General features: G+C 44.8%; 18 protein-coding genes. 8 read left to right on the top strand and 10 right to left on the bottom strand.

Annotated features, from left to right (window positions below):
- Positions 1 to 18 precede the first annotated feature (18 nt).
- The 3 genes from F6K63_RS22110 to F6K63_RS22100 form a co-directional block, all read right to left on the bottom strand.
- Positions 19 to 3,507 carry an NB-ARC domain-containing protein gene (locus tag F6K63_RS22110; RefSeq protein WP_287313129.1) on the bottom strand — a complete coding sequence of 1,163 codons (3,489 nt, stop codon included), beginning with the start codon at positions 3,505 to 3,507 and terminating at the stop codon, positions 19 to 21.
- Entirely contained in the window at positions 3,508 to 3,993 is a 486-nt protein-coding gene (locus tag F6K63_RS22105; protein ID WP_287313128.1) for a hypothetical protein, read from the bottom strand.
- Between the two features lie 843 nt (positions 3,994 to 4,836).
- Entirely contained in the window at positions 4,837 to 5,145 is a 309-nt protein-coding gene (locus F6K63_RS22100) for a hypothetical protein (RefSeq protein ID WP_287313127.1), read from the bottom strand.
- Between the two features lie 605 nt (positions 5,146 to 5,750).
- On the opposite strand from F6K63_RS22100, the gene F6K63_RS22095 reads away from it, so the two are divergent.
- A complete protein-coding gene (locus F6K63_RS22095; protein WP_287313126.1) occupies positions 5,751 to 7,298 on the top strand; it encodes an ammonium transporter in 1,548 nt (515 codons plus the stop codon).
- Between the two features lie 334 nt (positions 7,299 to 7,632).
- Positions 7,633 to 8,091, top strand: coding sequence for a hypothetical protein (locus tag F6K63_RS22090; protein ID WP_009148899.1), 459 nt, complete (start codon positions 7,633 to 7,635; stop codon positions 8,089 to 8,091).
- 14 nt (positions 8,092 to 8,105) lie between these two features.
- Here F6K63_RS22090 and ppk2 read toward each other — a convergent pair whose 3' ends face one another.
- From ppk2 to F6K63_RS22070, 4 genes are all read right to left on the bottom strand, one after another.
- The gene (gene ppk2 / locus F6K63_RS22085) at positions 8,106 to 9,089 is read right to left on the bottom strand and encodes a polyphosphate kinase 2 (RefSeq protein WP_009148897.1); all 984 of its coding nucleotides are present in this window, start codon (positions 9,087 to 9,089) and stop codon (positions 8,106 to 8,108) included.
- A gap of 246 nt (positions 9,090 to 9,335) precedes the next feature.
- Positions 9,336 to 9,515 (bottom strand): hypothetical protein, encoded by a 180-nt coding sequence (locus tag F6K63_RS22080; RefSeq protein ID WP_131827118.1) that lies wholly within the window; start codon positions 9,513 to 9,515, stop codon positions 9,336 to 9,338.
- A gap of 66 nt (positions 9,516 to 9,581) precedes the next feature.
- Entirely contained in the window at positions 9,582 to 10,790 is a 1,209-nt protein-coding gene (locus F6K63_RS22075) for a glutathione S-transferase family protein (RefSeq protein WP_287253135.1), read from the bottom strand.
- Positions 10,791 to 10,927: 137 nt separating this feature from the next.
- A complete protein-coding gene (locus tag F6K63_RS22070) occupies positions 10,928 to 12,769 on the bottom strand; it encodes a glycosyltransferase family 39 protein (RefSeq protein WP_009148891.1) in 1,842 nt (613 codons plus the stop codon).
- Between the two features lie 185 nt (positions 12,770 to 12,954).
- Between F6K63_RS22070 and cofH the strand changes: the two genes are divergently transcribed.
- Both cofH and F6K63_RS22060 read left to right on the top strand, forming a co-directional pair.
- Positions 12,955 to 14,088, top strand: a complete 1,134-nt coding sequence (gene cofH, locus F6K63_RS22065; protein WP_009148889.1) for a 7,8-didemethyl-8-hydroxy-5-deazariboflavin synthase subunit CofH — start codon at positions 12,955 to 12,957, stop codon at positions 14,086 to 14,088.
- Positions 14,089 to 14,277: 189 nt separating this feature from the next.
- Entirely contained in the window at positions 14,278 to 16,005 is a 1,728-nt protein-coding gene (locus F6K63_RS22060) for a DUF3352 domain-containing protein (protein ID WP_287248592.1), read from the top strand.
- Positions 16,006 to 16,370: 365 nt separating this feature from the next.
- On the opposite strand, the gene metK is transcribed toward F6K63_RS22060, so the two are convergent.
- The gene (metK, locus tag F6K63_RS22055) at positions 16,371 to 17,633 is read right to left on the bottom strand and encodes a methionine adenosyltransferase (RefSeq protein WP_287294398.1); all 1,263 of its coding nucleotides are present in this window, start codon (positions 17,631 to 17,633) and stop codon (positions 16,371 to 16,373) included.
- Positions 17,634 to 17,874: 241 nt separating this feature from the next.
- Here metK and F6K63_RS22050 point away from each other — a divergent pair, with 241 nt between their 5' ends.
- Entirely contained in the window at positions 17,875 to 18,141 is a 267-nt protein-coding gene (locus F6K63_RS22050; RefSeq protein WP_287294396.1) for a hypothetical protein, read from the top strand.
- On the opposite strand, the gene F6K63_RS22045 is transcribed toward F6K63_RS22050, so the two are convergent.
- Positions 18,134 to 19,288 carry a pyridoxal-phosphate-dependent aminotransferase family protein gene (locus tag F6K63_RS22045; protein ID WP_287294394.1) on the bottom strand — a complete coding sequence of 385 codons (1,155 nt, stop codon included), beginning with the start codon at positions 19,286 to 19,288 and terminating at the stop codon, positions 18,134 to 18,136. The genes F6K63_RS22050 and F6K63_RS22045 overlap by 8 nt on opposite strands.
- A 521-nt stretch (positions 19,289 to 19,809) precedes the next feature.
- Between F6K63_RS22045 and F6K63_RS22040 the strand changes: the two genes are divergently transcribed.
- From F6K63_RS22040 to F6K63_RS22030, 3 genes are all read left to right on the top strand, one after another.
- Positions 19,810 to 19,932 carry a hypothetical protein gene (locus tag F6K63_RS22040; protein ID WP_267872074.1) on the top strand — a complete coding sequence of 41 codons (123 nt, stop codon included), beginning with the start codon at positions 19,810 to 19,812 and terminating at the stop codon, positions 19,930 to 19,932.
- Between the two features lie 148 nt (positions 19,933 to 20,080).
- Positions 20,081 to 21,394, top strand: a complete 1,314-nt coding sequence (locus F6K63_RS22035; RefSeq protein ID WP_287313125.1) for a homoserine dehydrogenase — start codon at positions 20,081 to 20,083, stop codon at positions 21,392 to 21,394.
- 218 nt (positions 21,395 to 21,612) lie between these two features.
- Entirely contained in the window at positions 21,613 to 22,680 is a 1,068-nt protein-coding gene (locus F6K63_RS22030) for a M23 family metallopeptidase (RefSeq protein ID WP_287313124.1), read from the top strand.
- A gap of 89 nt (positions 22,681 to 22,769) precedes the next feature.
- Here the strand turns inward: F6K63_RS22030 and nadB are convergent, their stop codons facing one another.
- Positions 22,770 to 24,470: an L-aspartate oxidase gene (gene nadB, locus F6K63_RS22025; protein ID WP_287313123.1), complete on the bottom strand. Its 1,701-nt coding sequence runs from the start codon at positions 24,468 to 24,470 to the stop codon at positions 22,770 to 22,772.
- Between the last annotated feature and the right edge of the window lie 7 nt (positions 24,471 to 24,477).

The following is a 24,477-nucleotide window of genomic DNA, read 5'->3' as shown; positions in this document are numbered from 1 at the left end:
TTCCCGATTCCCTTTTCCCTATTTCCACCATCGACTAACATCATCAACCGCTGCCACCGTTTCTCTTAGGGCTTCAATACCCCCAAACTTGATGATTAAAGGCGCTAATTCAGGAAGAGCTTCAAGAAAATGGGGACGGGTTAGACTAGCTAAACCATCAAGAATTTGTTGCCAAAGAGGAAAATCAACTGATGAAGGAGTTAAGGTCTTAATTAAGTTCTGTAAGGCATCGGGTCGGGAGTATTCATGGTCAAGCCCTCTGGCGCAATCTAAGGCTTCCGGTAACATATCACGGAAGTGGGGGGCTAAGGCCACTAAGGCTTTGGCTCGGTCGTATTCATGGTCAATCCCTCTGGCGCAATCTAAGGCTTGGGGTAACAACTCTTCCGGTAAGTGAGGGGCTAAGGCCACTAAGGCTAATACTCGGTGGTATTCATGGTCAATGCCTCTGGCGTAATCTAAGGCTTGGTGTAACAACTCTTCCGGTAAGTGGGGGGCTAAGGCTTCTAAGACTTTGACTCGGTAGTATTGATCCGAAATCCCTCTGGCGAAATCTAAGGCTTGGGGTAACAACTCTTCCGGGAAGTGGGGGGCTAAGGCTCCTAAGGCTTCGGCTCGGCGGAATTCATGGTCAATCCCTCTGGCGCAATCTAAGGCTTGGGGTAACAACACTTCCGGTAAGTGGGGGGCTAAGGCTCCTAAGGCTTTTGCTCGGTGGTATTCATGGGAAAGCCCTGTGGCGGAATCTAAGGCTTGATGTAATACTTCCGGTAAGTGGGGGGCTAAGGCCACTAAGGCTTTTGCTCGGCGGAATTCATGGGAAATCCCTCTAACGCAATCTAAGGCTTGGGGTAACAACTCTTCCGGTAAATGGGGGGCTAAGACCACTAAGGCATCGGCTCGGTGTTCTTCATGCCAAATCCCTCTGGCGCAATCTAAGGCTTGGGGTAACAACTCTTCCGGTAAGTGGGGGGCTAAGGCCACTAAGGCATCGGCTCGGTGTTCTTCATCCCAAATCCCTCTGGCGCAATCTAAGGCTTGAGGTAACACATCGGGAAAGTGGGGGGCTAAGGCCACTAAAGCTCTGGCTCGGTCTGATTCATCCCAAATCCCTCTGGCGCAATCTAAGGCTTGATGTAATACTTCCGGTAAGTGGGGGGCTAAGGCCACTAAGGCTAATGCTCGGTAGTATTGATTGCAAATCCCTCTGGCGCAATCTAAGGCTTGATGTAATACTTCCGGTAAGTGGGGGGCTAAGGCCACTAAGGCTTCGGCTCGGTGTTCTTCATCGGAAATCCCTCTGGCGCAATCTAAGGCTTGGGGTAACAACACATCGGGTAAGTGGGGGGCTAAGGCGACTAAGGCATCGGCTCGTTCGTATTCATGGTCAATCCCTGTGGCGCAATCTAAGGCTTGAGGTAACAACACATCGGGTAAGTGGGGGGCTAAGGCGATTAAAGCATAGGCTCGGTCTTTTTTATCGGAAATCCCTCTGGCGCAATCTAAGGCTTGAGGTAACAACACATCGGGAAAGTGGGAGGCTAAGGCGATTAAAGCATAGGCTCGGTCTTTTTTATCGGAAATCCCTCTGGCGCAATCTAAGGCTTGGGGTAACAACACATCGGGTAAGTGGGGGGCTAAGGCGACTAAGGCATAGACTCGTTCGTATTCATTGGAAAGCCCTCTGGCGCAATCTAAGGCTTGGGGTAAAACATCGCTTAAGTGGGGAGCTACGGCGATTAAGGCTTTTGCTCGTTCGTATTCATTGGAAATCCCTCTGGCGCAATCTAAGGCTTGAGGTAACACTTCCGGTAAGTGAGGGGCTAAGGCGACTAAGGCTAATGCTCGGTATATTTCATAGGAAATCCCTCTGGCGCAATCTAAGGCTTCCGGTAATAAAGAAGCGGGAAGATACTCACTAATTGCCTTCAAACTCTCTGCTTGACTCCTCGAATCTTTATTCTGTCGCACATAAGCTAGTGCCTGAGCTGGAGTCCAGATTTTATTCTCCAGTAATGCTGCCATTAACTCTGGAAAAATATTTCTAGCCAAGCTATTGAGGGATGTGGTAATCAGAGCATAACGACACTGTAAACTAATCGATTCTGTAGGATTTTCTGTAAACTTAGCTGCTGCTATTGCCCAAGCTTTTGATACATCCTTAACAAAATTAGCAGTGTTTCCCTGTCTATCACACTGCCAATACCAACCGTTATCTCCTGCTGGAGTTTCTTCTTTCAGGAGTTGATGAATTTCATCTATCTTTTGGGCTTTCTCTAGGTGCCAGGTTAAGTGGCTATAGATATAACCATCATCGGATAAGGTATGCCAGAGGTTGTTATCGGTTAAATTTCGATACTTCTCCAATAATGTGCCATGAGCAGCAGGCAGAGTTATGCCTAATCCTGGTAGATTTCCTTTGCGTTTCGGTTTTGGAGGAGCAATCAATAAATTACGTGCAAGGTCATGAAATAAGTCATGTAAACGGTAGGTTGGTGTTCCATCTACCCCAGGGATACCAGACAATAACAGCGCTTTATCTTGGAAGTAGTGCAACTCATCTGCTGCATCCCGCTCATCATCCATATCCCAGAGAGTTGCAATCATTGCCTGAGTAATGTTTACATCATCCGGTAATATTCCCAGCCAAATAAAGTCTTCTCGTTGTTGTGCTGGTAATCTTTTTATGCTCAAGTTTAATGATGCAGTTAAGCTGAGCTGTTTTAAACTTGCCTCATCCTTAGCATCTCTAGCCCCTGGTTGATCCAATCCTTTTAACCGAGCTACCTCTTGCTGCATATCTTGTAATAAAACGTTCCAAGAAGTACCACCAGCCACCTGTGCAGCAATTAGTTCTAGGGCCAAAGGCAGGTAACCGACCTCTTTGGCTAAAGCTTCAGCTTCCTGAGTTTCTGTATCAGTGAGGTTATGTCCTAGTTTTTCGGTTAGCAGTTTCATAGCTTGCCATGGCTGCATCACATCCAGAGGATATTCTATGGCTTTGAGAATTTTAGCGATCGCAGCCTCACGAGTTGTTACCAAAATTTGACAACTCGGTCCACCAAAATTAAAGAATTGTGCATCCTCTGTATTCCAAACATCATCAACCACTAGCAACGCTTTTTTATCGGATAATAACGTTCTTAATTGTAAGGAAGCGCTATGAATATTAATCGGTTTAAAATCATAATCACCTAATTGCTGTATCCACGTACTTAGAAAGGATAAAATATCAGGGTTCTGACCTAAGGTTGCCCAAAAAATCCCATCGGTAAAATGGGATTGAACCTCCTCATCACGGGCTAAAGCTGCAGCTAACGTGGATTTACCAATTCCTCCTAAGCCATAGATGGCACTAACTACTAAGGTGCCAGCTCTAGCTGTTTCTTGGGATAACAGAATTTGTTTTAGTTGTTCACTTACTTCCGGGCGTTCGACATAATACAGAGGTAGTGGGGGTACTTGATTTTGTCGAGTTTGGTTAACCTGCCTCCCAGGCGACTCCACTCAAGTATTATGATTAATAATTTGGTTGCCTTTAATAATATTTTGGCTTCCTCCAATATTAGTATTATCTTTATGAATACTCTCTCCTTGGACGAAGTTACCCTGGTTATCTACTTTCTCAATGTTGTAATTGTCACGCTTAGCTTTGTGGGATTCCAAGGCTTTGTTAATGTCTTGAATAATTTCCTCTAAATTAGGCAAAGCTTCAGCATCAACCGTAGTCACCAAAAGCTCCATGGCTTGGGCAACTTCGGGATTTTGCTTCGCTGCTGTTTCTAGCTCCAATACCACTTCGGCATAATCAAGAGGTTGCTCTGGAGCTTGCTCGATCGCCATTACTGTATTTGGAGACTGGTTTCTCAGGGATTCCAGAAACTGGTTAGTCTGGTTCCAGACAACTTGCCCGACATTTTCCCCAGTTTTTTCTAGGGCTTTAGTTCCTAGCACAGTAGCAATAGCGACAACGGCAGCAGCTAATGGTTCCATTTTTGAAGGAGATTATTCAGAGTCTTGGTTTATTATAGTATTTTTAAATTGGGTGAGTTAGTTAGTAGTTAGTAGGGTGGGCAGTGCCTACTAATGCTATCGCCAGATGCTCTTATCTATCTTTGGCACTGCCCACCCTACATCAATATTCTATTGTGATTAATTCTTTGGTGGGCAGTGCCTAGTCATCCTATCTCTAGCTGCTCTTATCTATCTTTGGCACTGCCCACCCTACATCAATATTCTATTGTGATTAATTCTTTGGTGGGCAGTGCCTACTAATGCGATCGCCAGCTGCTGTTATCTATCTTTGGCACTGCCCACCCTACATCACTATTCTCTATTGTGATTAATTCCCGTGGTGGGCAGTGCCTACTAATGCGATCGCCAGCTGCTGTTATCTATCTTTGGCACTGCCCACCCTACATCAATATTCTATTGTGATTAATTCTTTGGTGGGCAGTGCCTAGTCATCCTATCTCTAGCTGCTCTTATCTATCTTTTGCACTGCCCACCCTACATCAATATTCTCTATTGTGATTAATTCGCGCGGTGGGCAGTGCCTACTAATGCTATCGCCAGCTGCTGTTATCTATCTTTGGCACTGCCCACCCTACATTAATATTCTTGATGCTCTATCAGTTAAACAGATTTTTTGATATTTCCTATTCCCTGTTCCCTGCTCGAGCAAAATATAATCCCATAAAAAAAACCTGTACAAATTAAACATAATTTAGTACATCAATGGCTATCAATACTATTTGTAAATAAATGTAAAAAACTTTAATTAAGCCTTGCATTTTTTCGATGAGTTATGTATAGTATAGAAGGTGACGACTGAAACTAATAGCCGCGCTGGCAATACCTGTTAACCACGACCAGCGCGGCTTTCCTCCCTCCTAAATAGGAGTTACTTCCATCATGCAAAAAAAAATCACGATCATCAATCCTGGTTGGGTGCATCTCATTTTTGCGGTTTGACCCGGTAGGTGCCATGGGCATCTTGGTGCCATGGGCATCTTGGTGGAACAGGCATCTTACTGGCATGGGTATCTTGCTGGCATGGGCATCTTGGTGGAACGGGCATCTTGGTGCCATGGGCATCTTGGTGGAACGGGCATCTTGCCCGTTTCCTGCCGCAACTGTAAGCATTCAGCTAATCCGCTACTTGAGGTGCTACTTGAGGTGCCAAAGGCCAACGGCTGACAGCTGACGGCTGACAGCTGACTGCTGAATAATTACATTTTATGAGAGTAAAAAAACAGGAATATATTTCGACGAATAAAAAAAGAAAAAGGGTAATGCTAGCATACAATAGTGAAAATATCGTCTACTCTAAGAGTAAGATAGTGCTTAACTGTTCCTGGAAAAACACTGTCAAGTGCCCGGGGAGTTAATAGTTATAGTTACTCATAGAATCAAGGGAACTAGTGTAAGGATAAGCCAAGTCAATGGTCACTCATGACTTAGGCTGATTTAAGATTAGGGTGTTATCTACGCCAACATTTTATCTACGCCAAAAGAGTTTTCACTAGTAGCCCAAGGCCAAAAAAAATTAATTAATTCAGTTGTCTACTAGGTTATTTGTACTAATTCATAATGATCACAGATAACCGAGATTGTAGGTATCCATCGACAGGATTTGGAATCAATTATTTGACCATGATTCCCATACCACTGTCGATTACCACGTAAGCTGACAGCTGAATGCTTACAAGTATTGATTTTTATTCTAAGCACTAAACCTTTGATTACTAATGTCTAAACAAAAGCGCAAAAGGTTAAGGTGCATCAGCGCTTGGAGGCTGCAAAGCTGGAAAGTTTGCTTGCCCTTAATCGCAATAATTATTCTGTTGTGTGCCGAGGTAGCAGTAGCCCAGAATCCACCTTTTAAGACTACCCTTGAATCGCTCCAAATCACCGTGAATACTATCTGGGTGATATTCACTGGTTGTTTAGTATTCTTCATGAACGCGGGCTTTGGGATATTGGAGGTTGGTCTTTGCCGCCAAAAGAATGCCGCCAACATTTTGACTAAAAACCTGATTGTGTTTGCCCTGTCTACAGCCGCTTACTGGGCAGTTGGCTTTGCTTTCATGTTTGGTGATGGCAACCCTGTTTTAGGTTTCAATGGCTTTTTCCTTTCGGGATCAGATAATAGTCCAGCCATAGGAGAAGCCTACAACGGTGTCTTCTATTCACTAAAAGATATTGGTATACCCCTCAACGCCAAATTCTTTTTTCAACTGGTTTTTGCTGGAACTGCTGCCACTATTGTCTCTGGAGCAGTGGCCGAGCGCATCAAATTTTCTGCCTTTTGTCTGTTCAGCCTTCTACTTGTGGGCATCATTTACCCAATCACGGGTCACTGGATTTGGGGAGGAGGCTGGCTAGGAGGAGGCTGGCTACAAGGGCTGAAATTTTGGGACTTTGCTGGTTCAACGGTAGTTCACTCCGTAGGCGGTTGCTGTGCCTTAGTAGGTGCTTACCTTCTCGGACCACGCAAGGGCAAATATATAGATGGCGTTTCCTATGGGCTGCCCGGACACAATCTCAGCCTGGCGATTCTAGGTTGCTTGATTTTATGGCTGGGCTGGTTTGGTTTTAACCCCGGCTCAACGATTTTTAATCCCGGAACGACGAATTTAGATCCCAACGCAATTAGCCATATTGTCCTCACCACTAATACAGCAGCTTGTGCAGGGGGTATTGCCGCAGCTCTAACTACCTGGCTTGACCCAAGGGATCCTGACAGTAAGCCTGACCCCACTATGATTATTAACGGAGTACTGTCGGGTTTGGTAGCCATTACCGCATCCTGTCGATTCGTTACCATTGGTAGCGCTATCACCATAGGTCTGCTGGCAGGAATAATAGTGGTCTTTTCAGTAGACTTCTGGGACAGGATGAAAATTGATGATCCAGTAGGTGCTATTTCTGTCCATCTTGTCGGTGGAGTCTGGGGAACACTGGCTTTAGGTCTTTTCAGTGAAGGACCTGGTGATTTGTATAGTATTGGTAACGGTCCAGTAGCCGGACTATTCTGTGGTGGCGGGATAGATAGTATCCGGCAGCTTTTTATTCAACTACTCGGCATTGTTGCTGTAGATGTGTCAACGGTTTTCCTGAGCTGGCTAGCTTGGTTATTAGTTAAACGTATACTTTCCTCAAGTCTAAGGGTTACAGAAAAAGCAGAAATTGAAGGTCTAGATTTCCACGAACACCGTATGAATGCCTACAGTGGCTTTTTGTTTAAGGGAGATCTCAAGCAATCACCGCTGAGGGATCAGCAAAGACAAAATTAACACACTGTTCTGTAGATACAAGCAAACCCATTAAATTCTAGGATTCAGCCGGTTATGAAGGTAATCAATAACAGTATTTTCCAGCAAATAAGTTTAATTTGATACAGACAAACTAAGCCAAAGGATTATGATCATAAATGAAATTAGTTTAGGAATAGTGTGATCATAGTTTTATTGGATACCGATCAAGACTATCAATATAGCAATCCGTGTAGCAATTGATATAATTTTGATGCCATATTCCCTACTCCCTGTTCCCTGTTCCCTGTTCCCTGTTCCCTGTTCCCTTTGCTAGAGTAGTTTAATCAAAATTAATCCCATGAACATAATCAATATGTCAAAAAACACACAAGATTACGATAGCATTGTTAGGGATTTAGTAGCTGATAATGATGACATTTTAGGTGCAGTTATCCTCTATAAACAGTTGCCAATTACTCAGTTAATAGGTAAATTAAATAAAACTGAAATTCTAAAAATAGCCGATAAAATAATCGAGTTTCACCAATCGATTAACCGCTTACCTAGTCTGGTAAACAACGAAAAAATATTCATGGAATCTAGAGATACTTTGCTGATTGTTGTTTTTTACCCTAATCAGTGTTTGTTGCTAGTTAAAGCTAAGCAAACTGATATCGTTGGCAGGATTCTACATGCTATTGAAGAAACATCACAAAAGATTCAGTCTTTACTTGACCCTAGAGGAGCTTATCGAAATAGTTATCAGTTATTGTCTCAGGCAAAGGATAATGAAATAAAATACAGGAAGAAACCCCTAAGTCCTGAATTTTAGGACGTTCCCAAATGTCAATACAACTGGGGCACAAAGAATTGCTCATACAGAGGTGGGCGCACATAGTTATTGGGAGCCTTCTTGCGTGGGGGTAATTCTAGAGGTTCCGGTGTCATATCAATGTAGGGAATCTTGCTGAGAATATGACTGATGCAATTAAGACGAGCCCGCTTTTTGTCATCAGCTTCCACCGTGAACCAGGGGGCTTCGGGAATATTGGTGTGAGCCAACATGTTGTCTTTTGCTTGGGAATATTCCACCCAGCGATCGCGAGATTCTAGATCCATCGGGCTGAGCTTCCAGCGACGAGCGGGATCGGTGGTGCGAGATTGGAAGCGTCGCTCTTGTTCTTCATCGCTAACTGAAAACCAATACTTCAGCAAAATTATGCCGGATCTGACCAACATCCGCTCAAATTCTGGGCAGGTTTGCATGAATTCCTGATACTGTGCATCGGTACAAAAACCCATCACATGCTCCACCCCAGCGCGATTGTACCAACTGCGGTCAAAACAGACAATTTCACCGGCTGCGGGCAGATGAGCGACATAGCGCTGGAAATACCATTGGGTCTTTTCCCGATCACTCGGTGTACCCAATGCCACAATTCGGCAGCCACGTGGATTTAGGGGTTCGGTAATCCGTTTAATAGTGCCCCCCTTACCAGCTGCATCACGTCCTTCAAACACAATCACAATGCGGGTACCAGTATGCTTAGTCCAGTATTGCATTTTCACCAGTTCCAATTGTAGACGGGCAAGCTCCTTTTCATAAATTTTCCTGGGAAGTTTAGAGCTGCCTTCTGCCTCAGAAATGTGGTAGAACACTTTTCGTTCTGAATTTGGGAGATTGGCCTTCTTTTGTTTCTTAAGTTTTTTCTTATTTAATTTTTTCTTATTTAATTTTTTCTTATCTTTCTTTTTACTATCTGCTGCTAGTAGATGCTTCTTTTTGCTCGCCCGTTGGGACTGATCCCCATTCATAGATTTATTTTTCATTGCTATACAACCCTGTATTTGTATTGAGCTTGATGTAGGGTGGGCAGTGGATCAGGCAGATTAACCAAGCTGGTCATCAGGTGGCTAGGCACTGCCCACCCTAGGATTAATATGCTGGATAAACTTAGTGCGATCGCAACTCTAGTTGATGTAGATGTAGGGTGGGCAGTGGATTAGGCAGATTCACTAAGCTGGCCATCAGGTGGCTAGGCACTGCCCACCCTAGGATTAATATGCTGGATAAACTTAGTGCGATCGCAACTCTAGTTGATGTAGATGTAAGGTGGGCAGTGGATTAGGCAGATTCACCAAGTTGCCCATCAGGTGGCTAGGCACTGCCCACCTTACTGAGATGTAGTTGGTAAGATGTAGGGTGGGCAGTGGATCAGGCAGATTCACGAAGCTGCCCATAGGGTTGGTAGGCACTGCCCACCCTACGATTAATCACTTTTTTACAAATATAAGATACACCCAATTAGTGCGATCGCAACTCTAGATCGCCTTGGCAAAGTTCGCTGGATCTTGGTCACGTCGGTGACGGATGGGAATAGCAGAACCTTGACCATTTCCTACTAAAGAGGCAGTTTTTTCCAGAGACTCTCTGAGCCTCTTAGCAGCATAGATAGACATATCCCGAGGAACACTAATTCTATCGCGCAAATATCGCAGAGCAGGATCTGAACCCAAGGGTGGCATACAGGTTTCCCCGGTAATCATGTGTGTCAAGGCACAACGCAGGGCTGGATCAAACAAGGTCTCGTCGGCGGGGTTAACTCGAATGATATTGGTGCGGTGTTTAAGCACTCGTTGGAGAGCTTCAGTACGGGAAGTTTCCGGTTCTGGGTAAGTTACATCCGGTAGCCCTTCCCAAGGACCATTGTCCACCCGTGCCTGATTGATTAACGTCTGGGGTTTATCGTTTGGCCAGCAGCCCCCCATCTGGGGAGGCAAATCATGGACATGGGTGTGGAAGTCGCTCTGGGTGCCACGATAGGTAGGTCGGGTTTCCATGGCCTCAAACCAAGCTGCCAATCGAGGATTTTCTTCCCTCAAAGAATAGCCTTTGTAGTAATAAAGACTGGCATTCATGCGTTCGACATAAGGCATGAAAATCACATCAACAGTACCGAACTGATCCAAACAGTAAGGACCCGGAGTGGAGCTTAGGGCATTTTCCACCATCTCCACCACTTTAACAAATTGGTCTTGGTGATTTTGTTCTTCTTTAGATGAACGTGTAGGATAGCACAACCAAGTACACCAAGCTCTAAACAGAAGTCTCTCCAACTGCCGTAGGTTGATGACAGCGGGGTCTTTCATGCTTTGTTCTAAGGGTTTAAAAACCCGTTCTAATCCGATTAAAATGTCATCACTTTCGGTAATCAAGTTACCATCTAGCTCTAGAGCTGGTAGCATCCCCGATGGCACTTTCTGCTTGTACCAACTTTCTTTCTTACCATAACAAAACATGGTAACTTTTTTGATACGATAAGGAATCTGTTTTTCTTCCAACCATAGCCAAGTTTTCTGGCAGTAAGGGCACCAAGCGTGGTTATCGCGGTATAGGGTAACCCGAATATCAGATTCAGTAAAACCAAATAGGCGCAAACAGGATTGAGCGTTAGTAGCTCCATTAACAGTATCTATTTGAAAATCCGTCAGAGCTTCTAGTTCTTGCCAGGTTAGGGGGGCGATACTCATGGGGGTGGGTTTAATTAGAGTTTGTTACAAAAGATACTATCGCATATTTTGCTTAAGCTATCAGCTATTAGCTATCAGCTATCAGATATCAGCTATCAGCTATTAGCTATCAGCTATTAGCTATCAGCTATTAGCTATCAGCTATTGAATAAAATAAGCTGACGGCTGACGGCTGACGGCTGACGGCTAACGGCTGACGCCTGATAGCTGACAGCTGAATGCTTAGAATCAAGACAGTGATAAACCTGAGCTTGGTAACCATCCACGGATATTAAATTATTAACAGAATTCTCAGCAGAACAATTAGGTAACTCTTCAACTGTTGCGTTAAAATTCACCAACCATACATCTAGGGTACTTGACAAATTAGCAACAGTCTTTTTAAGAGTGATAGCAGCCGGACAATTGGTCTGCTGGCACTGAATTTGGTCTTGATGTGCCAATAGAAATTTGGGATTTACTGAAGATAGTTTTTGATCAGCCTTCTGTTGGAATTCCCAAGCCAGTCCCATCATTTCACCAGTCTGTACCAAGGTGTTGTGAGTAGTAGCAATTAGTATCGGTACTGATGACTTTTGTTCGATTATCGGTACCAATAAATCTGGACGATAGTATTTTTGATAGCCTAGATTGCTGACTACGGTAATACTACTCAAAAACCCCATTAACAAAACTAGCGCTATAGTTTTCGGTTTCCCATGGCTACTATTGTCAGTGGGATTTGGTGTTGAAGGGTGACGCTTACTCACGGCTAGGGCGGTTGCTACTAATACAATCACAGCAGGGAAGTAAACGAAACTATACCGAGCACCACGGGTGAGGTCGGTACCAAGGCAGTAAGTAATACCAAAAAATAATGCGATCGCACTAATCAAGAAACTCCCTAAAACCGTTGTGACCAAAGCAGTCTGAGGGTGATTTAGTTGTATTTTTAGATAGCGATAGAGAATCGGAAGCAACCAGATTAGAAACAGCAACATCACCAAACCCGAAGCAATGACCACTATCAGGGAAGATGACTCTACGGGCAATAGCGATAACATGGTGATCCAAGCAGCGATAGCTTGAAAAATTGGCTTGCACCAAGCCCAACTCCCTTCACTGCTACTGATAATCCATTCAGTCATCTGAGCATCGTAACTCGATAGCCACACTGGTAACCAAACTAATCCTCCCATGGCACTACCTGCCGCAACTGCACCAATGCGCCGGATGGGAGAGGGTCGAGAAGGAGAAATTTTGGCTAATCCCCAAAGTCCTAATAAAACCATGGCCTCAGCACAGAGGGTCAGGATAAAAAAATAGTGGGTTGCTATACCTAAACAATTAACCACTACCCAAGACAGGGATATCCAAATCGGTAGAACAGTATGGCGTTGAAGATGTTGTACAGCAATAACTAAGCAGCACAGGGATGCCATTACCCACAAAATAGCTAAGGTGTAATGACGGGCTTCCTGGGCTAGAAAGACACCGTAGGGAGACACAGCCATAATTGCTGCTGCTAGTTGAGCGACTAACCGGGAACGAAACCCTACCCAGCTCAGTCCATAGATTACGGGAATTGATACTATACCGAACAGGGCGGGAAGCGATCGCATTCCCCAAATTACTAAGTCGCTATCCTGTAAGGATGTTCCATCAAACGCCTGTACACCGAAGGAGAATAGCCTCATCCACCAGTTCGCGAGGACAAAGTATAGAGGAGGGTGGTGATCCTCAGTGAATAAATGATGAATAACTGCTGATGCTCCCGATTCTGGATTAAATGCCAGTGGTTGTAACAGGGTAGAGAGGGAAATGGCTTGGTCTAGGGGTAAGGTTTGATAACTATTGCCCAAGCTGAACACGATTGTGGCAAATTCATCAGTCCAGGGAGACTTCAGGGTTAGGTTAGTGAAGCGTAAAACACTGCCAATAGCAATCCAAAACAATAGCAACAGGGGGTGGAACCAGAGACTTCTCAGGAAAATTTTCAACAATAGTAACCTCAATCAGCAAAGGAGCACACTTGCCAATGGAATGGAAATAGATGACAGACAAAATATATGGAAACAGGGGGTTTTAGCCCCTAAGTTATTTTCACCTTCCGGCTACACCATGGAGGTGTTCAACTGCGATCACTGCGATCATTGTAGATTTACTGAATGTAGGTTTACTGAATATGCCTGTGATTACCACTAGTATTGATACTATTCTCAACCGTGCCTTAGGGGGTGTTGATATATCACCCGATCAAGGGGTTGTGCTTTTGAAGCAAACTGAACCTCAGGCCGTAGCGTCAATTCAAGAAACTGCGGATCGGTTGCGCTATAAACAAGTTGGGGATACGGTTACCTATGTTATCAACCGTAATATCAACTTTACCAATATCTGTACCCAGCACTGTAGTTTCTGTGCTTTTCGGCGGGATGCCTCTGAAGAGGGTGCTTATTGGCTCGATTGGCAGCAAATTCATGAAAAGGCAGCGGATGCGGTGCGGCGGGATGCTACAGAAATTTGCATGCAGGGCGGACTCAACCCCAAGGCAAAGATGAATGGGTCAACCTTGCCCTATTACCTAGGGTTGGTAAAAACCATTAAGCAAGACTTTCCTCAGCTGCATCTCCATGCTTTCTCTCCCCAGGAAGTGCAATTTATTGCTGAGCAAGATGGACTTAGCTATGCCGAGGTAATTGCTCAACTACAAGAGGCTGGTCTTGGTTCAATGCCAGGAACAGCAGCAGAGATTTTAGATGATGATGTCCGACGTATTCTCTGTCCAGAAAAGACCAATACCGCCACTTGGCTAGAGATTGTGTCAACAGCTCATCAATTGGGAATGCCCACAACCAGTACTATGCTCTCGGGTCATATTGAGACACCCCAACAACAAGTGGCACACTTGGAAAAATTGCGATCGCTTCAACAAAAAGCCTGTAACCAGGGATACCCTGGCTTAATCACTGAATTTATCTTACTGCCCTTTGTCGGACAGGAAGCCCCCAAACCATTACGCCATCGGGTTGGACGGGATCAACCGGTATTGAAAGATGCTCTGTTACTCACAGCTGTAGCTCGGATTTTCCTAGGGAACTGGATTAAAAATCACCAACCCAGTTGGGTAAAACTCGGTCTTGCTGGGGCGACAGATGCCCTTAAATGGGGTTGTAATGATATTGGTGGCACATTAATGGAGGAGCATATCACCACCATGGCCGGAGCTATGGGGGGTACCTGTATGGAAGTAGAAACATTACAAGCAGCCATTCAATCCATTGGCCGTCCCTATCAGCAACGAGATACGATTTACAGCTAAGATCAAGTCCAGTTAATCACTTCTAATCTGGTTGATACCATACCTGTTAATTGGTAATTTGTAATTGATAATTAGTAATTAGTAATTGGTAATTAGTAATTGGTAATTTACGAACAACCAATTGTAATCACATTCAACGGTCACACAGAGATATAACCTTTTATCTTTATGTCCCTAGCAATCAAATCCATGACCAAAAAAAAGAAATCTTTTCTACTGCTAATTTTTGCAGCAGCCGTCTTGGTAGTAGGCGGTGGAGTAACCGCTTACTGGTTGCTAGTTCGGCGGCAGATTTTCAAACCAAATATTCAGGTAAGTACCCAGTTAGTTCCCCAAAATGCCTTTTTTACTGCATCAATTTCTACAGACTCCAAACAATGGCAACAGTTGCTAAACTATGGCACAACTGAATCTCGACAAGTTTTGGAAAAACAGCTTGGTCAGTTGCAGGAAAATTTACTAAACGCTAACGGCTACAACTATCAGCAAGATATCAAACCTTGGTTGGGTGAAGAAGTTACCTTAGCATACTTTAGCCCTAGAGACTTATCACCAGCAGTCTTATCAAACGATCAATCAGTTTTTCCCAGTTTGATTGTACTACCCATTGACAAACTAACCCAAGCAATGGAGCTGTTCAAAAAAGCCAAGTCTCAATCAGGGAAACAGTGGGTTGAGAGAACCTACAGAGGTATTCAGGTTTACGAAACAAACAAGAGTAACTCCCAAAAGTACTCACAAAAGTACTCAGTAACAGTGCTGGGGCGTTTTCTAGTAGTGAGTGAAAACCCCAAAATTATTGATCAGGTGATTGACACCTACAAAGGAGCTATTTCCGTAGCTAGTAAAGCTGGGTACCAAGATGCGATCGCTCAGATTAAAGCTGATCAGTCCTTTGGTCAGTTGTATATTAATCTACCAGCTTTTTTAGCCGCAGTAGCCCCTGATTCCCAGGAGCAGGCTCAAAAAACAGCAGCTAAACCCTTAAAGCAAGACATAGTCACAACAGTAACCCTAACACCAGAGGGGATAAGTTTTGAAGGGATTTCCTGGGTCAAACCCAGAAGCACTGTTAAGGCCAGTAACGACACTAGCGGTTCTTTTTTGCCTAGACGGATGCCAGCGAGTACCCTAGCGATTATATCTGGGGGTAACATCAGACAATTTTGGCAATACTATACCGAACAAGGAGCATTAAATTCTCTCATCCCCATTTCCCCAGACAATTTCCAAGGTGGATTGAAAACTACCTTAGGCTTGGATTGGGAAAAGGATTTACTCTCTTGGATGGAAGGGGAGTTTGCCCTAGCCTTAATACCAATGTCTCCCGAAAAACTGGCGCTTCAGGATAACCCTTACTCTGCGCCCTTAGGAGCTGGGCTAGCATTGATGGTAAAAGTAAGCGATCGCTCTAGTGCTCAAGCAACCCTACAGCAATTGGATGACTTAATCACCAATAGTTATCAGTTACCGGTAGTAGAAACTCAGGTGAACGGTCAACCAATGGTGAGCTGGACAGCTACTCTAGGAGGGGTGAATGCTACCCACGGCTGGTTAGAAGGGAATGTAGTCTTCTTCACCCTAGGAGCCCCCATTGCTAGTGAACTGCTCCCTCAACCCCAAAAGACACTAATTCAAGCACCTCTGTTTCAAAACACCGTACCAACCAAACCTAATCCCAACACTGGTCAATTTTTCCTTGATGTTGAGCGTACCCTCAATAGCAGTAATCTCAATCTCGCCCAACTACCAACCCAGCAAGAAATCTTAGCAAAGGCAATTAATACCATCGGCTTAACGGTTGCCAAAATCGACCCCAATCGCACCCGCTTTCAACTTTTTGTTCAGTTGAAAAAACGCTCTCAACCCAGTAAACCTGCTGAAACTAAGAAGGGAGATAATCAGGAAAAACCCTAGAGACATTATTAGGTAAGCATTCAGCCGTCAGTGGTCAGGGGTCAGCGGTCAGCGGTCAGGGGTCAGCCTAATGCATTAGGCTGACGTAACTCAGATTAAACAAATGGTTACCTGTTTTATTCACAAAAGCTGATAGCTGATAGCTGATAGCTGATTGCTGATTGCTGATTGCTGATTGCTGATTGCTGATTGCTGATTGCTGATTGCTGATTGCTGATAGCTGATTGCTGATAGCTGATTGCTGATAGCTGATTGCTGATAGCTTAATAGCACTAGCCATGAGGCTTTCACTAATCCCTAAAGCCTCATGCCTAACACTTAACACCTTGATTTAACTCTCAAAAGTACATTGACCGAGTACTAGTTTATGCCATCGATACAGCACCAGATTTACCAGCAGCTTCCTTAAGGATTTCTGCTTTATCAGTTTCTTCCCAAGGCAGAATCAAATCGGTACGCCCGAAATGACCATAAGCTGCCGTGTCTTGATAGAAACGACCACCCCGTTCTGCGGGTAATCGGCGCAGATTGAAAGTTTGGATGATTCCAGCAGGACGCAGTTCAAAATAGTTGTTGACCAATTCCAGCAAAATCTCCTCGTCCACTTTACCAGTGCCAAAGGTTTCTACAAGGATACTCACGGGTCTAGCCACCCCAATCGCGTAACTGAGCTGGACTTCGCATTTGTCTGCTAAACCTGCTGCCACAATGTTCTTAGCTGCATAGCGACAGGCATAGGCAGCGGAACGGTCTACCTTAGTGGGGTCTTTGCCAGAGAAAGCACCACCACCATGGCGAGAGTAACCGCCATAGGTGTCTACAATAATTTTGCGACCAGTTAAACCTGCATCACCTTGGGGACCACCAATCACAAATTTTCCTGTGGGGTTCACCAGGAAGCGTGTGTTGTTATCCGGCTTAATCTCAATATCTTGGAAACAGGGTTCCACCACTGCTGACCACAAGTCATCTTTAATTTTTGCCTGGACAGCTACCTCATCGGTAATATCACCAATAGTGGCATCGTGTTGGGTGGAAACCAGAATCGTGTCAATCCCAACCGGTTTGCCATCTTCATAAGCCACACTGACCTGGGTTTTGCCATCAGGACGCAGGTAAGGTAAATCACCAGTTTTACGTACAGCTGCCAGACGGCGAGAAACCCGATGAGCCAAACTGATTGGCATAGGCATCAGTTCTGGGGTTTCGTTGCAGGCAAAGCCAAACATCAGACCTTGGTCCCCTGCACCGATGGCATCTAGTTCATCGTCACTCATTTCCTCGCGACTTTCCTGGGCAGCAGTCACCCCTTGGGAAATGTCAGGGGATTGTTCATCAAGAGCAACTAAAACAGAGCAACTGTTGGCAGAGAAACCATTGTCAGCATCAGTGTAACCGATTTCAGCAATTTTCTTCCGCGCCAAATCAATCAAATTGACCTGGGCTTGGGAGGTAATTTCACCAGTAATCAATACCAAACCGGTGTTAACGACCACTTCAGCCGCAACACGGCTTTGGTGATCTTGAGCGAGCATAGCATCTAGGATAGTGTCAGAAATCTGATCACAGACTTTGTCAGGATGACCTTCGGTAACTGATTCAGAGGTAAATAAATAGCGACGAGACAATTATCAATTCTCCTTTAACTATTACTGAACCTGTATAGCATAGATCATTTTGAGTTGCTTGAACTCGCCACTATTAAAATTTTAAACTATTATTGTAGCATTTTTAATAAAATAATGGTAAATAAATGCTGAAAAAAAATCCTGAATTAAATCCTTAATCCTTTGTCAGGAGGATTTGACGAGTAAATAGTCAAAAAGTATAGTTTTTTTGACTATTTACCTATTTTTCAATTGATGAATCATGAAATTCCATAATCCGAGCAACGTTTTATCCTATCGCTCTGGTTCTTATGAAATTTTTAACATTTCACCCTTTGTGGTATTTTTCCGCTTGGCAAGGGTAATGATTCAGCTATCAGCAGTCAGCTATAAGCTAATCACCAGATTTCTGAACAAGCTAGGATGCACCCCATCTGTTACATCCCTTCTTGATGCAGTCGCTCATGGGGGGAACCCCCAAGACCGCGCTGCATCGCTTACCAATGCCTTGCCATTAAGTTTTATTTAGAATCCCCTAAAACCTCCTTTAAAGCACTCAAAACTTGCTCCACATTCTCTCGCTGAGAGTTATAACCCATTAAACCAATGCGCCAGACTTTACCAGCTAATTCACCCAAGCCGCCACCAATTTCCATGTTGTAATCATCCAGCAGTTTGCGGGTAACTGCCTTGCCATCCACCCCGTCTGGTATCCGAACCGTGGTCAGGGTAGGCAAACGAAATTCTTGCTCCACGTGACATTCTAGACCCAAATCAGCCAAACCTTCCCAAAGCAATTCAGCATTAGTTTGATGCCGTTCCCAACAAGCGGTTAGTCCTTCTTCAGCAACCAATCGCAACGCTTCGCGCAAGGCATAATTCATATTAATTGGAGCTGTGTGGTGGTAGGTGCGCTCGTCACCCCAATATTTGCTCAACATCGATACATCCAAATACCAATTAGCGACTTGGGTACGACGCTGGTTGAGTTTTTCGAGGGCACGAGCTCCCATAGTGAAAGGAGAAATGCCTGGTGGACAGCTAAGCCCTTTTTGGGAGCAACTATAGGCCAGATCAATCCCCCATTCATCAATAAACAGTGGCACCCCACCTAAACTGGTGACTGTGTCAACCAGCAGCAAGCAATTGAAATCTCGGCACAACTCAGCCACACCTTCAAGGGGCTGACGGGCACCGGTTGACGTTTCAGCATGAACCAAAGCCAAGACAGCAGGACGATGGGTTTCCAAGCCTTCTCGGAGTTCATCAAGGGTAAAGACTTGCCCCCAAGGCTTGATTAGTTTACGGACATCAGCACCATAACGACCAGCCATATCCACAAGTCGGTGTCCAAAGTAACCGTTTACCCCAACTAAAACCACATCACCTGGTTCTACTGCATTGGCTAGAGTAGCTTCCATTGCCGCACTACCTGTGCCACTCATGGGAATGGTCATCGGGTTATCAGTTTGCCAAGCGTAGCGGAGTAAGGTTTGCACTTCGTTCATCAGTGCGATAAAACGGGGATCCAGGTGACCAACTGGGGGCATTCCCAACGCTTTTAATATGGAAGGATGGGCATTAGATGGCCCAGGTCCGAGTAACAGCGTCGGAGGCATATCTATATCGGTCACGGAGACGCGATTATTATCTTTGATTGATGGGGTTGAGGTCATTTATTATTTATAAGTGTTTGGTAAAGTAAGAGTTAACCAAAATAAATAATAACCCGAAGGTGGCTATCCCCGTATTCTAGGAAGTAAGGCGGAACAGCAAAGAGGCTTCAGCCTCAAGCACAGAGGAGATTAAAGAGGTCAACAAAACCGGGTGTATCTCATATTTGTCAAAAAAAGGGAAGTGTGGGAAGTGTGGGGCGCGGGGAGTGTGGGGCGCGGGGAGTGTGGGAATTCTCGCGCGAATTTTTGCTTAATTTCATCCATTGAGATGCACCCAACAAAACCTAATCTGCTTGGATATCGGCAAAGATGCCAATGGCAATGGTGAGGTAAGCAGTTAAGCTGTTATATATTTTTAATACACAACAGTTTGCCAAAGATGTGATGCTCAAAAAAAAGTAATTTTAATGTATTTTGTTGAGCTATAAAGCAAATGCATCTAAATTATGAAACCTTTATCCACTAAAAAAATCAATAACACTAAATTAATAAAGCAACAAATTAATAAAAATATAAACACGTTGAAACCCTTATACCTGGGTGAGCCCGTTGGCAGGTTAGCCGGTTGGCAGATTGCAGGAAACAACCTTCAACGGATGAACCTTCAACCTTCAACGGATGAACCTTCAACCTTCAACGGATGAACCTTTAACCGCAAAGTAGGCTAGAAAAGAAAAAGATTCGCGATCTGCACGCTTTAAGCGATGGACTGCGTCCCGCTTTCAGCGATGGACTTCATCCCGCTTTCAGCGAACGCTAGTTTGGCAAGCATATAGATTCAGGATAAATACTGTGGTTTTTAAGATTGCTTTATTAGGATTAGGGACGGTTGGTACAGGGACAGCAAAGATTTTACTCGACACAGCTGGACGTAACCCACTACTGCAAGGGATAGAAATTGCCAAGGTAGGAGTGCGATCGCTTGATAAGCCCAGAGAAGTGCAACTACCACTGGAGTTGATGACAACGGACCTAGAAGAAATTGTCACCAACCCAGAGATAGATATTGTAGTAGAGCTACTGGGAGGATTAGAACCAGCGCGATCGCTTATGCTCAAAGCGATTGCCCAAGGTAAACATATTGTCACTGCCAATAAAGCCGTTATTTCCCGCTATGGAGATGAAATTTTTGCGGCGGCGGAAGAGGCAGGAGTCTACGTCATGTTAGAAGCAGCAGTTGGGGGGGGTATCCCAGTAATTCAACCCCTAAAACAGGCATTGGGAGTGAACCGTATTCATAGTATTACTGGCATTGTTAACGGTACTACCAATTACATCCTGACCCGGATGCAACGGGAAGGGGGAGAATTTGCCGATATTCTGGCTGATGCGCAACAGTTGGGATATGCTGAGGCTGACCCCACTGCTGATGTGGATGGATTAGATGCCGCTGACAAGATTGCTATTTTAGCTTCTATTGCTTTTGCAGGACGGATTAATTTATCTGATGTCCACTGTGAAGGAATTCGTCAGGTCAGTGCAGCAGATATTGGTTATGCTGAGAAACTGGGGTTTGTAATTAAACTCTTAGCTGTAGCCAAGCGAGACCCAATGGCAACTGGGGATAACCCAAAGTCTGAAACTATTCAGCTGAGGGTACATCCTACCCTTGTTTCCAAAACTCACCCCCTTGCCAGTATTAATGATGTTTATAACGGGATTGTGGTAGAAGGCGAACCGATTGGACAAGTGATTTTCTCTGGTCCTGGTGCAGGTTCTGGTCCGACAGCCAGTGCGGTAGTGTCGGATATCTTAAACATTGCTGCTGTCCTCAAAACCGATCTCGAAGCCAAGCAACTACATCCTCTACTTAGTTGTGCTCATCAGCACTATTGTACTGTTGCTCCTATTTCAGACCTGGTCACCCGCTTTTATGCGCGCTTCCTCAGTCAAGATCATCCTGGTGTAATTGGGCATTTAGGCACCTGTTTTGGCAAACATCATGTCAGTTTAGAATCTGTGGTGCAAATTGGTTTCCAAGGAAACTTAGCAGAGATTGTGGTCGTCACTCATGATGTGCGTGAAGGGAACTTTCGACAGGCTCTAGATGAAATTCGGTCTCTAGAGGCAGTCGATAGTATTCCTAGCATTTTAAGAGTGCTCTAAAGGTTTAATAGTTGAAGGTTTAATAGTTGAAGGTTCACGCTATTGAAGGTTTAATGTTTTAGAGGGTTGATCAAATTCCTTGGCCAAAAGGCCATGCTACGCGAACGGAGAAAGTTCAAACCATAGCTATTCCCGAAGGTTAGGTTGTTTGCTTGAAGTCTAAAAGTTGAAACCGTTTACCTGTGCCCTAGTCTTGATCTATGACTCAATCCTTAACAATGAATGTAGTGCGCTGGCTCCCAATTATTTCTACAATTTTTTGGCTAGTGACCCCAACTGTTGCTAGTTCAAACTTGGGAACAACTTATTCCTATCCTGATTCTTTATCTGTAGATGATGGTTGGCGATGGACTTCGTCCCGCTTTCAGCGAACGCAAAGCCAGTTAAATTTCAAACATTCCACACTTCAAGCAGCCAACCTAAACCCTTCAACCCTGACAGTACAAACAGTACAACAGGCACAAAACACAGTAAGTCAAAACACAACAATACAGGATATTTGTCCACCGCCAGTGCTCTCCCGCTTAACTCGCCACCAAGTGGCTGCAGGTCAAACTGTCGAGAGTATTGCCAACCAATACAACCTTGAGGAGGCTACACTACTTAGATTGAATCCAAGCTTAAGCCGACAGTCAATGCCAGTGGGGCAAGAGATTCTGATTCCGCCATTCAATGGCATCTTGGTGAATGTGCCATTGAATGCCACTTGGCAAGACTTAGCAGACGCCTACGGTGTCCGTGCTGCCGTTTTATTTGAGTTAAATGGTTGTAAAAAACCCTCTAAGCAAGCCTTTATCCCAGGGTTGAATTCCCTTGGGATAGGTATTCCCACAGCAACGAGGGAAACTCCAACTGTAGATAGGTACACCGGATTGACTAATTATCCCTTACCAACTGTGGCACGGATAGGACTGGATTACGGTTGGCGGCAAGATGCTGGTGAGGAAGAAAAGAAGTTTCATGCTGGTGTCGATTTACTGGCACAGGAAGGTACTCAGGTTGTTGCTACTGATAGCGGTATAGTTGCCTATGCTGGACCACAAGACACTTATGGGAATTTGGTGGTGATTAATCATGAGGGAGGACGCCAAACCCGCTATGCTCACTTAAACCGTACTACTGTCAGTCCAGGTCAGAAGATTAATGTTGGACAGTTATTGGGGACAGTGGGGACTACCGGAAATCCTGACATTGACCAAGCCCATCTACATTTTGAGGTTCGTTTGAATTCCCCTGGGGGTTGGGCAGCACAAGATCCAAAATTGCATTTGAAAATTACTCCCTAGTGACCTCTCCCCGGGTAAGCTATCAGCTGATAGCTGAATGCTGATAGCTGAATGCTGACATTTTTTGGCTCATCTGTTTCCAACTCAGTTTAACTGGTAATCTTGCCGGACTTATGCCAACAATCTCCCTGAATTAGGGTATGGAATAGCCAATCATCAGAGGTTTGAGGATAATCGCTACGGTAATGTCCGCCTCGACTTTCAGTGCGCCAAGCCGCACTTTTCAAGATTAAATAAGCAACATCGGTCAAATTTAGAGTTTCTGCAGCTAGCCTCAGGTGCTGCTCAGCTCGATCAGAGTTTAATTGCACTGTTTGCTTGGGTGTCGCCTTGAGTAAGTATCCCATAATATTCAACTCAGTCAGTTGAGAACGCCAACTATTTAGTTGTGCGATCGCATCTTCAAGTATTGCTTGAGAGCGAGAAATACCAGCACTTTGCCACATGAGTTTAGGTAAATTTTGTCTGATTGAGTTAACCGTATCCATCTCGTTATTCCAATCCTGTTCCTGCTTTACTGGCAGAGAGTGATATCCCATATCATCACCACCATTAACCTTGGAGTTAATCCTTAGCTGGGACAATTGAGCAGCAAAAACAATACATTCTAGTAGGGAATTACTAGCTAAACGATTAGCACCATGAACTCCTGTACTGGCAGTTTCACCGATAGCATATAGCCCCTTGATGGAGGTACAACACTCCAAATTCGTCGCAACTCCCCCCATCCAATAATGAGCCACAGGAGCAATAGGAATGGGCTGTGTAAACAAATCGATGTCCCACTGTTGACAGGCTTGAATAATACTAGGAAAACGATCTCGCATCCTCTGGGCTTTTATGGGTCGCAAATCCAGATAAACACAATAGGGATCGGGTTTCGTTTGCTGTAAGTGACAGAAAATTGCCAGACTGACCACATCCCTGGGTGCCAGCTCTCCATCAGGATGATGATTAAACACAAAACGCTGTCCTTGGGCATCGATTAAATGAGCCCCTTCCCCCCGCACAATTTCAGTAACCAAGAAACGGGGGATTCCAGTTACTGTTAGCGCCGTCGGATGAAACTGAACAAACTCTGGATCTCGGATCAAGGCTCCTGCACGCCAAGCCAGACCAATCCCATCCCCAGTACTGACCGTGGGGTTTGTGGTGTGGGAAAAAACTTGACCGCCGCCGCCAGTGGCTAAGACCACTGCCGCAGCTCTAACCCAGCGAATATATCCTTGATAGAGGACACTCACCCCCTGACAGTTCCCTGTGACTTCATTCAGCCACAAACTCAAGGCAAATGCCTGGGAAAACACCTGAATGTTTTCCCGTTCCAAAACTTGAGCCGTGAGTGCATCAATCAGCACCTTTCCAGTCGTTTCACCAGAATGGAGGACACGAGGACGAGAGTGTGCCGCTTCTAGCTCCAGGGCTAGTTTCTGACCGTGGCGGTCAAAGTTGACTCCCATCTCTAAAAGGGACTTGATCGCACCGGGAGCATTATCAGCTAAAAGTTTGACTGCTTCTGGTTCGCAAAGACCTGCCCCAGCTTTGAGGGTGTCTTCCCAATGGGACAATGGAGTATCTGAGGGATCGATTGCCGCAGCAATGCCTCGTGCCCAGCTACTTGCTCCGGTTTTCAGGGCATCTTTGGTAATTAAGCCCACTTGCAAGTAGGAAGGCAAAGACAAAGCAGAATAGAGCCCTGCTGCACCAGAGCCAATGATTATAACATCAAACTGGGAGGGAATATTTGGCAATTCTGAGGGATTACATAGAGAAATTTGAGAGTCTTGCATAGTTTTG

Origin of the sequence: Moorena sp. SIO1G6 (assembly GCF_010672795.1) — a bacterium.
GTDB lineage: Bacteria > Cyanobacteriota > Cyanobacteriia > Cyanobacteriales > Coleofasciculaceae > Moorena > Moorena producens.
Note: the sequence above shows the minus strand (reverse complement) of the source record. Positions and strands in the feature narration are given on the sequence as shown.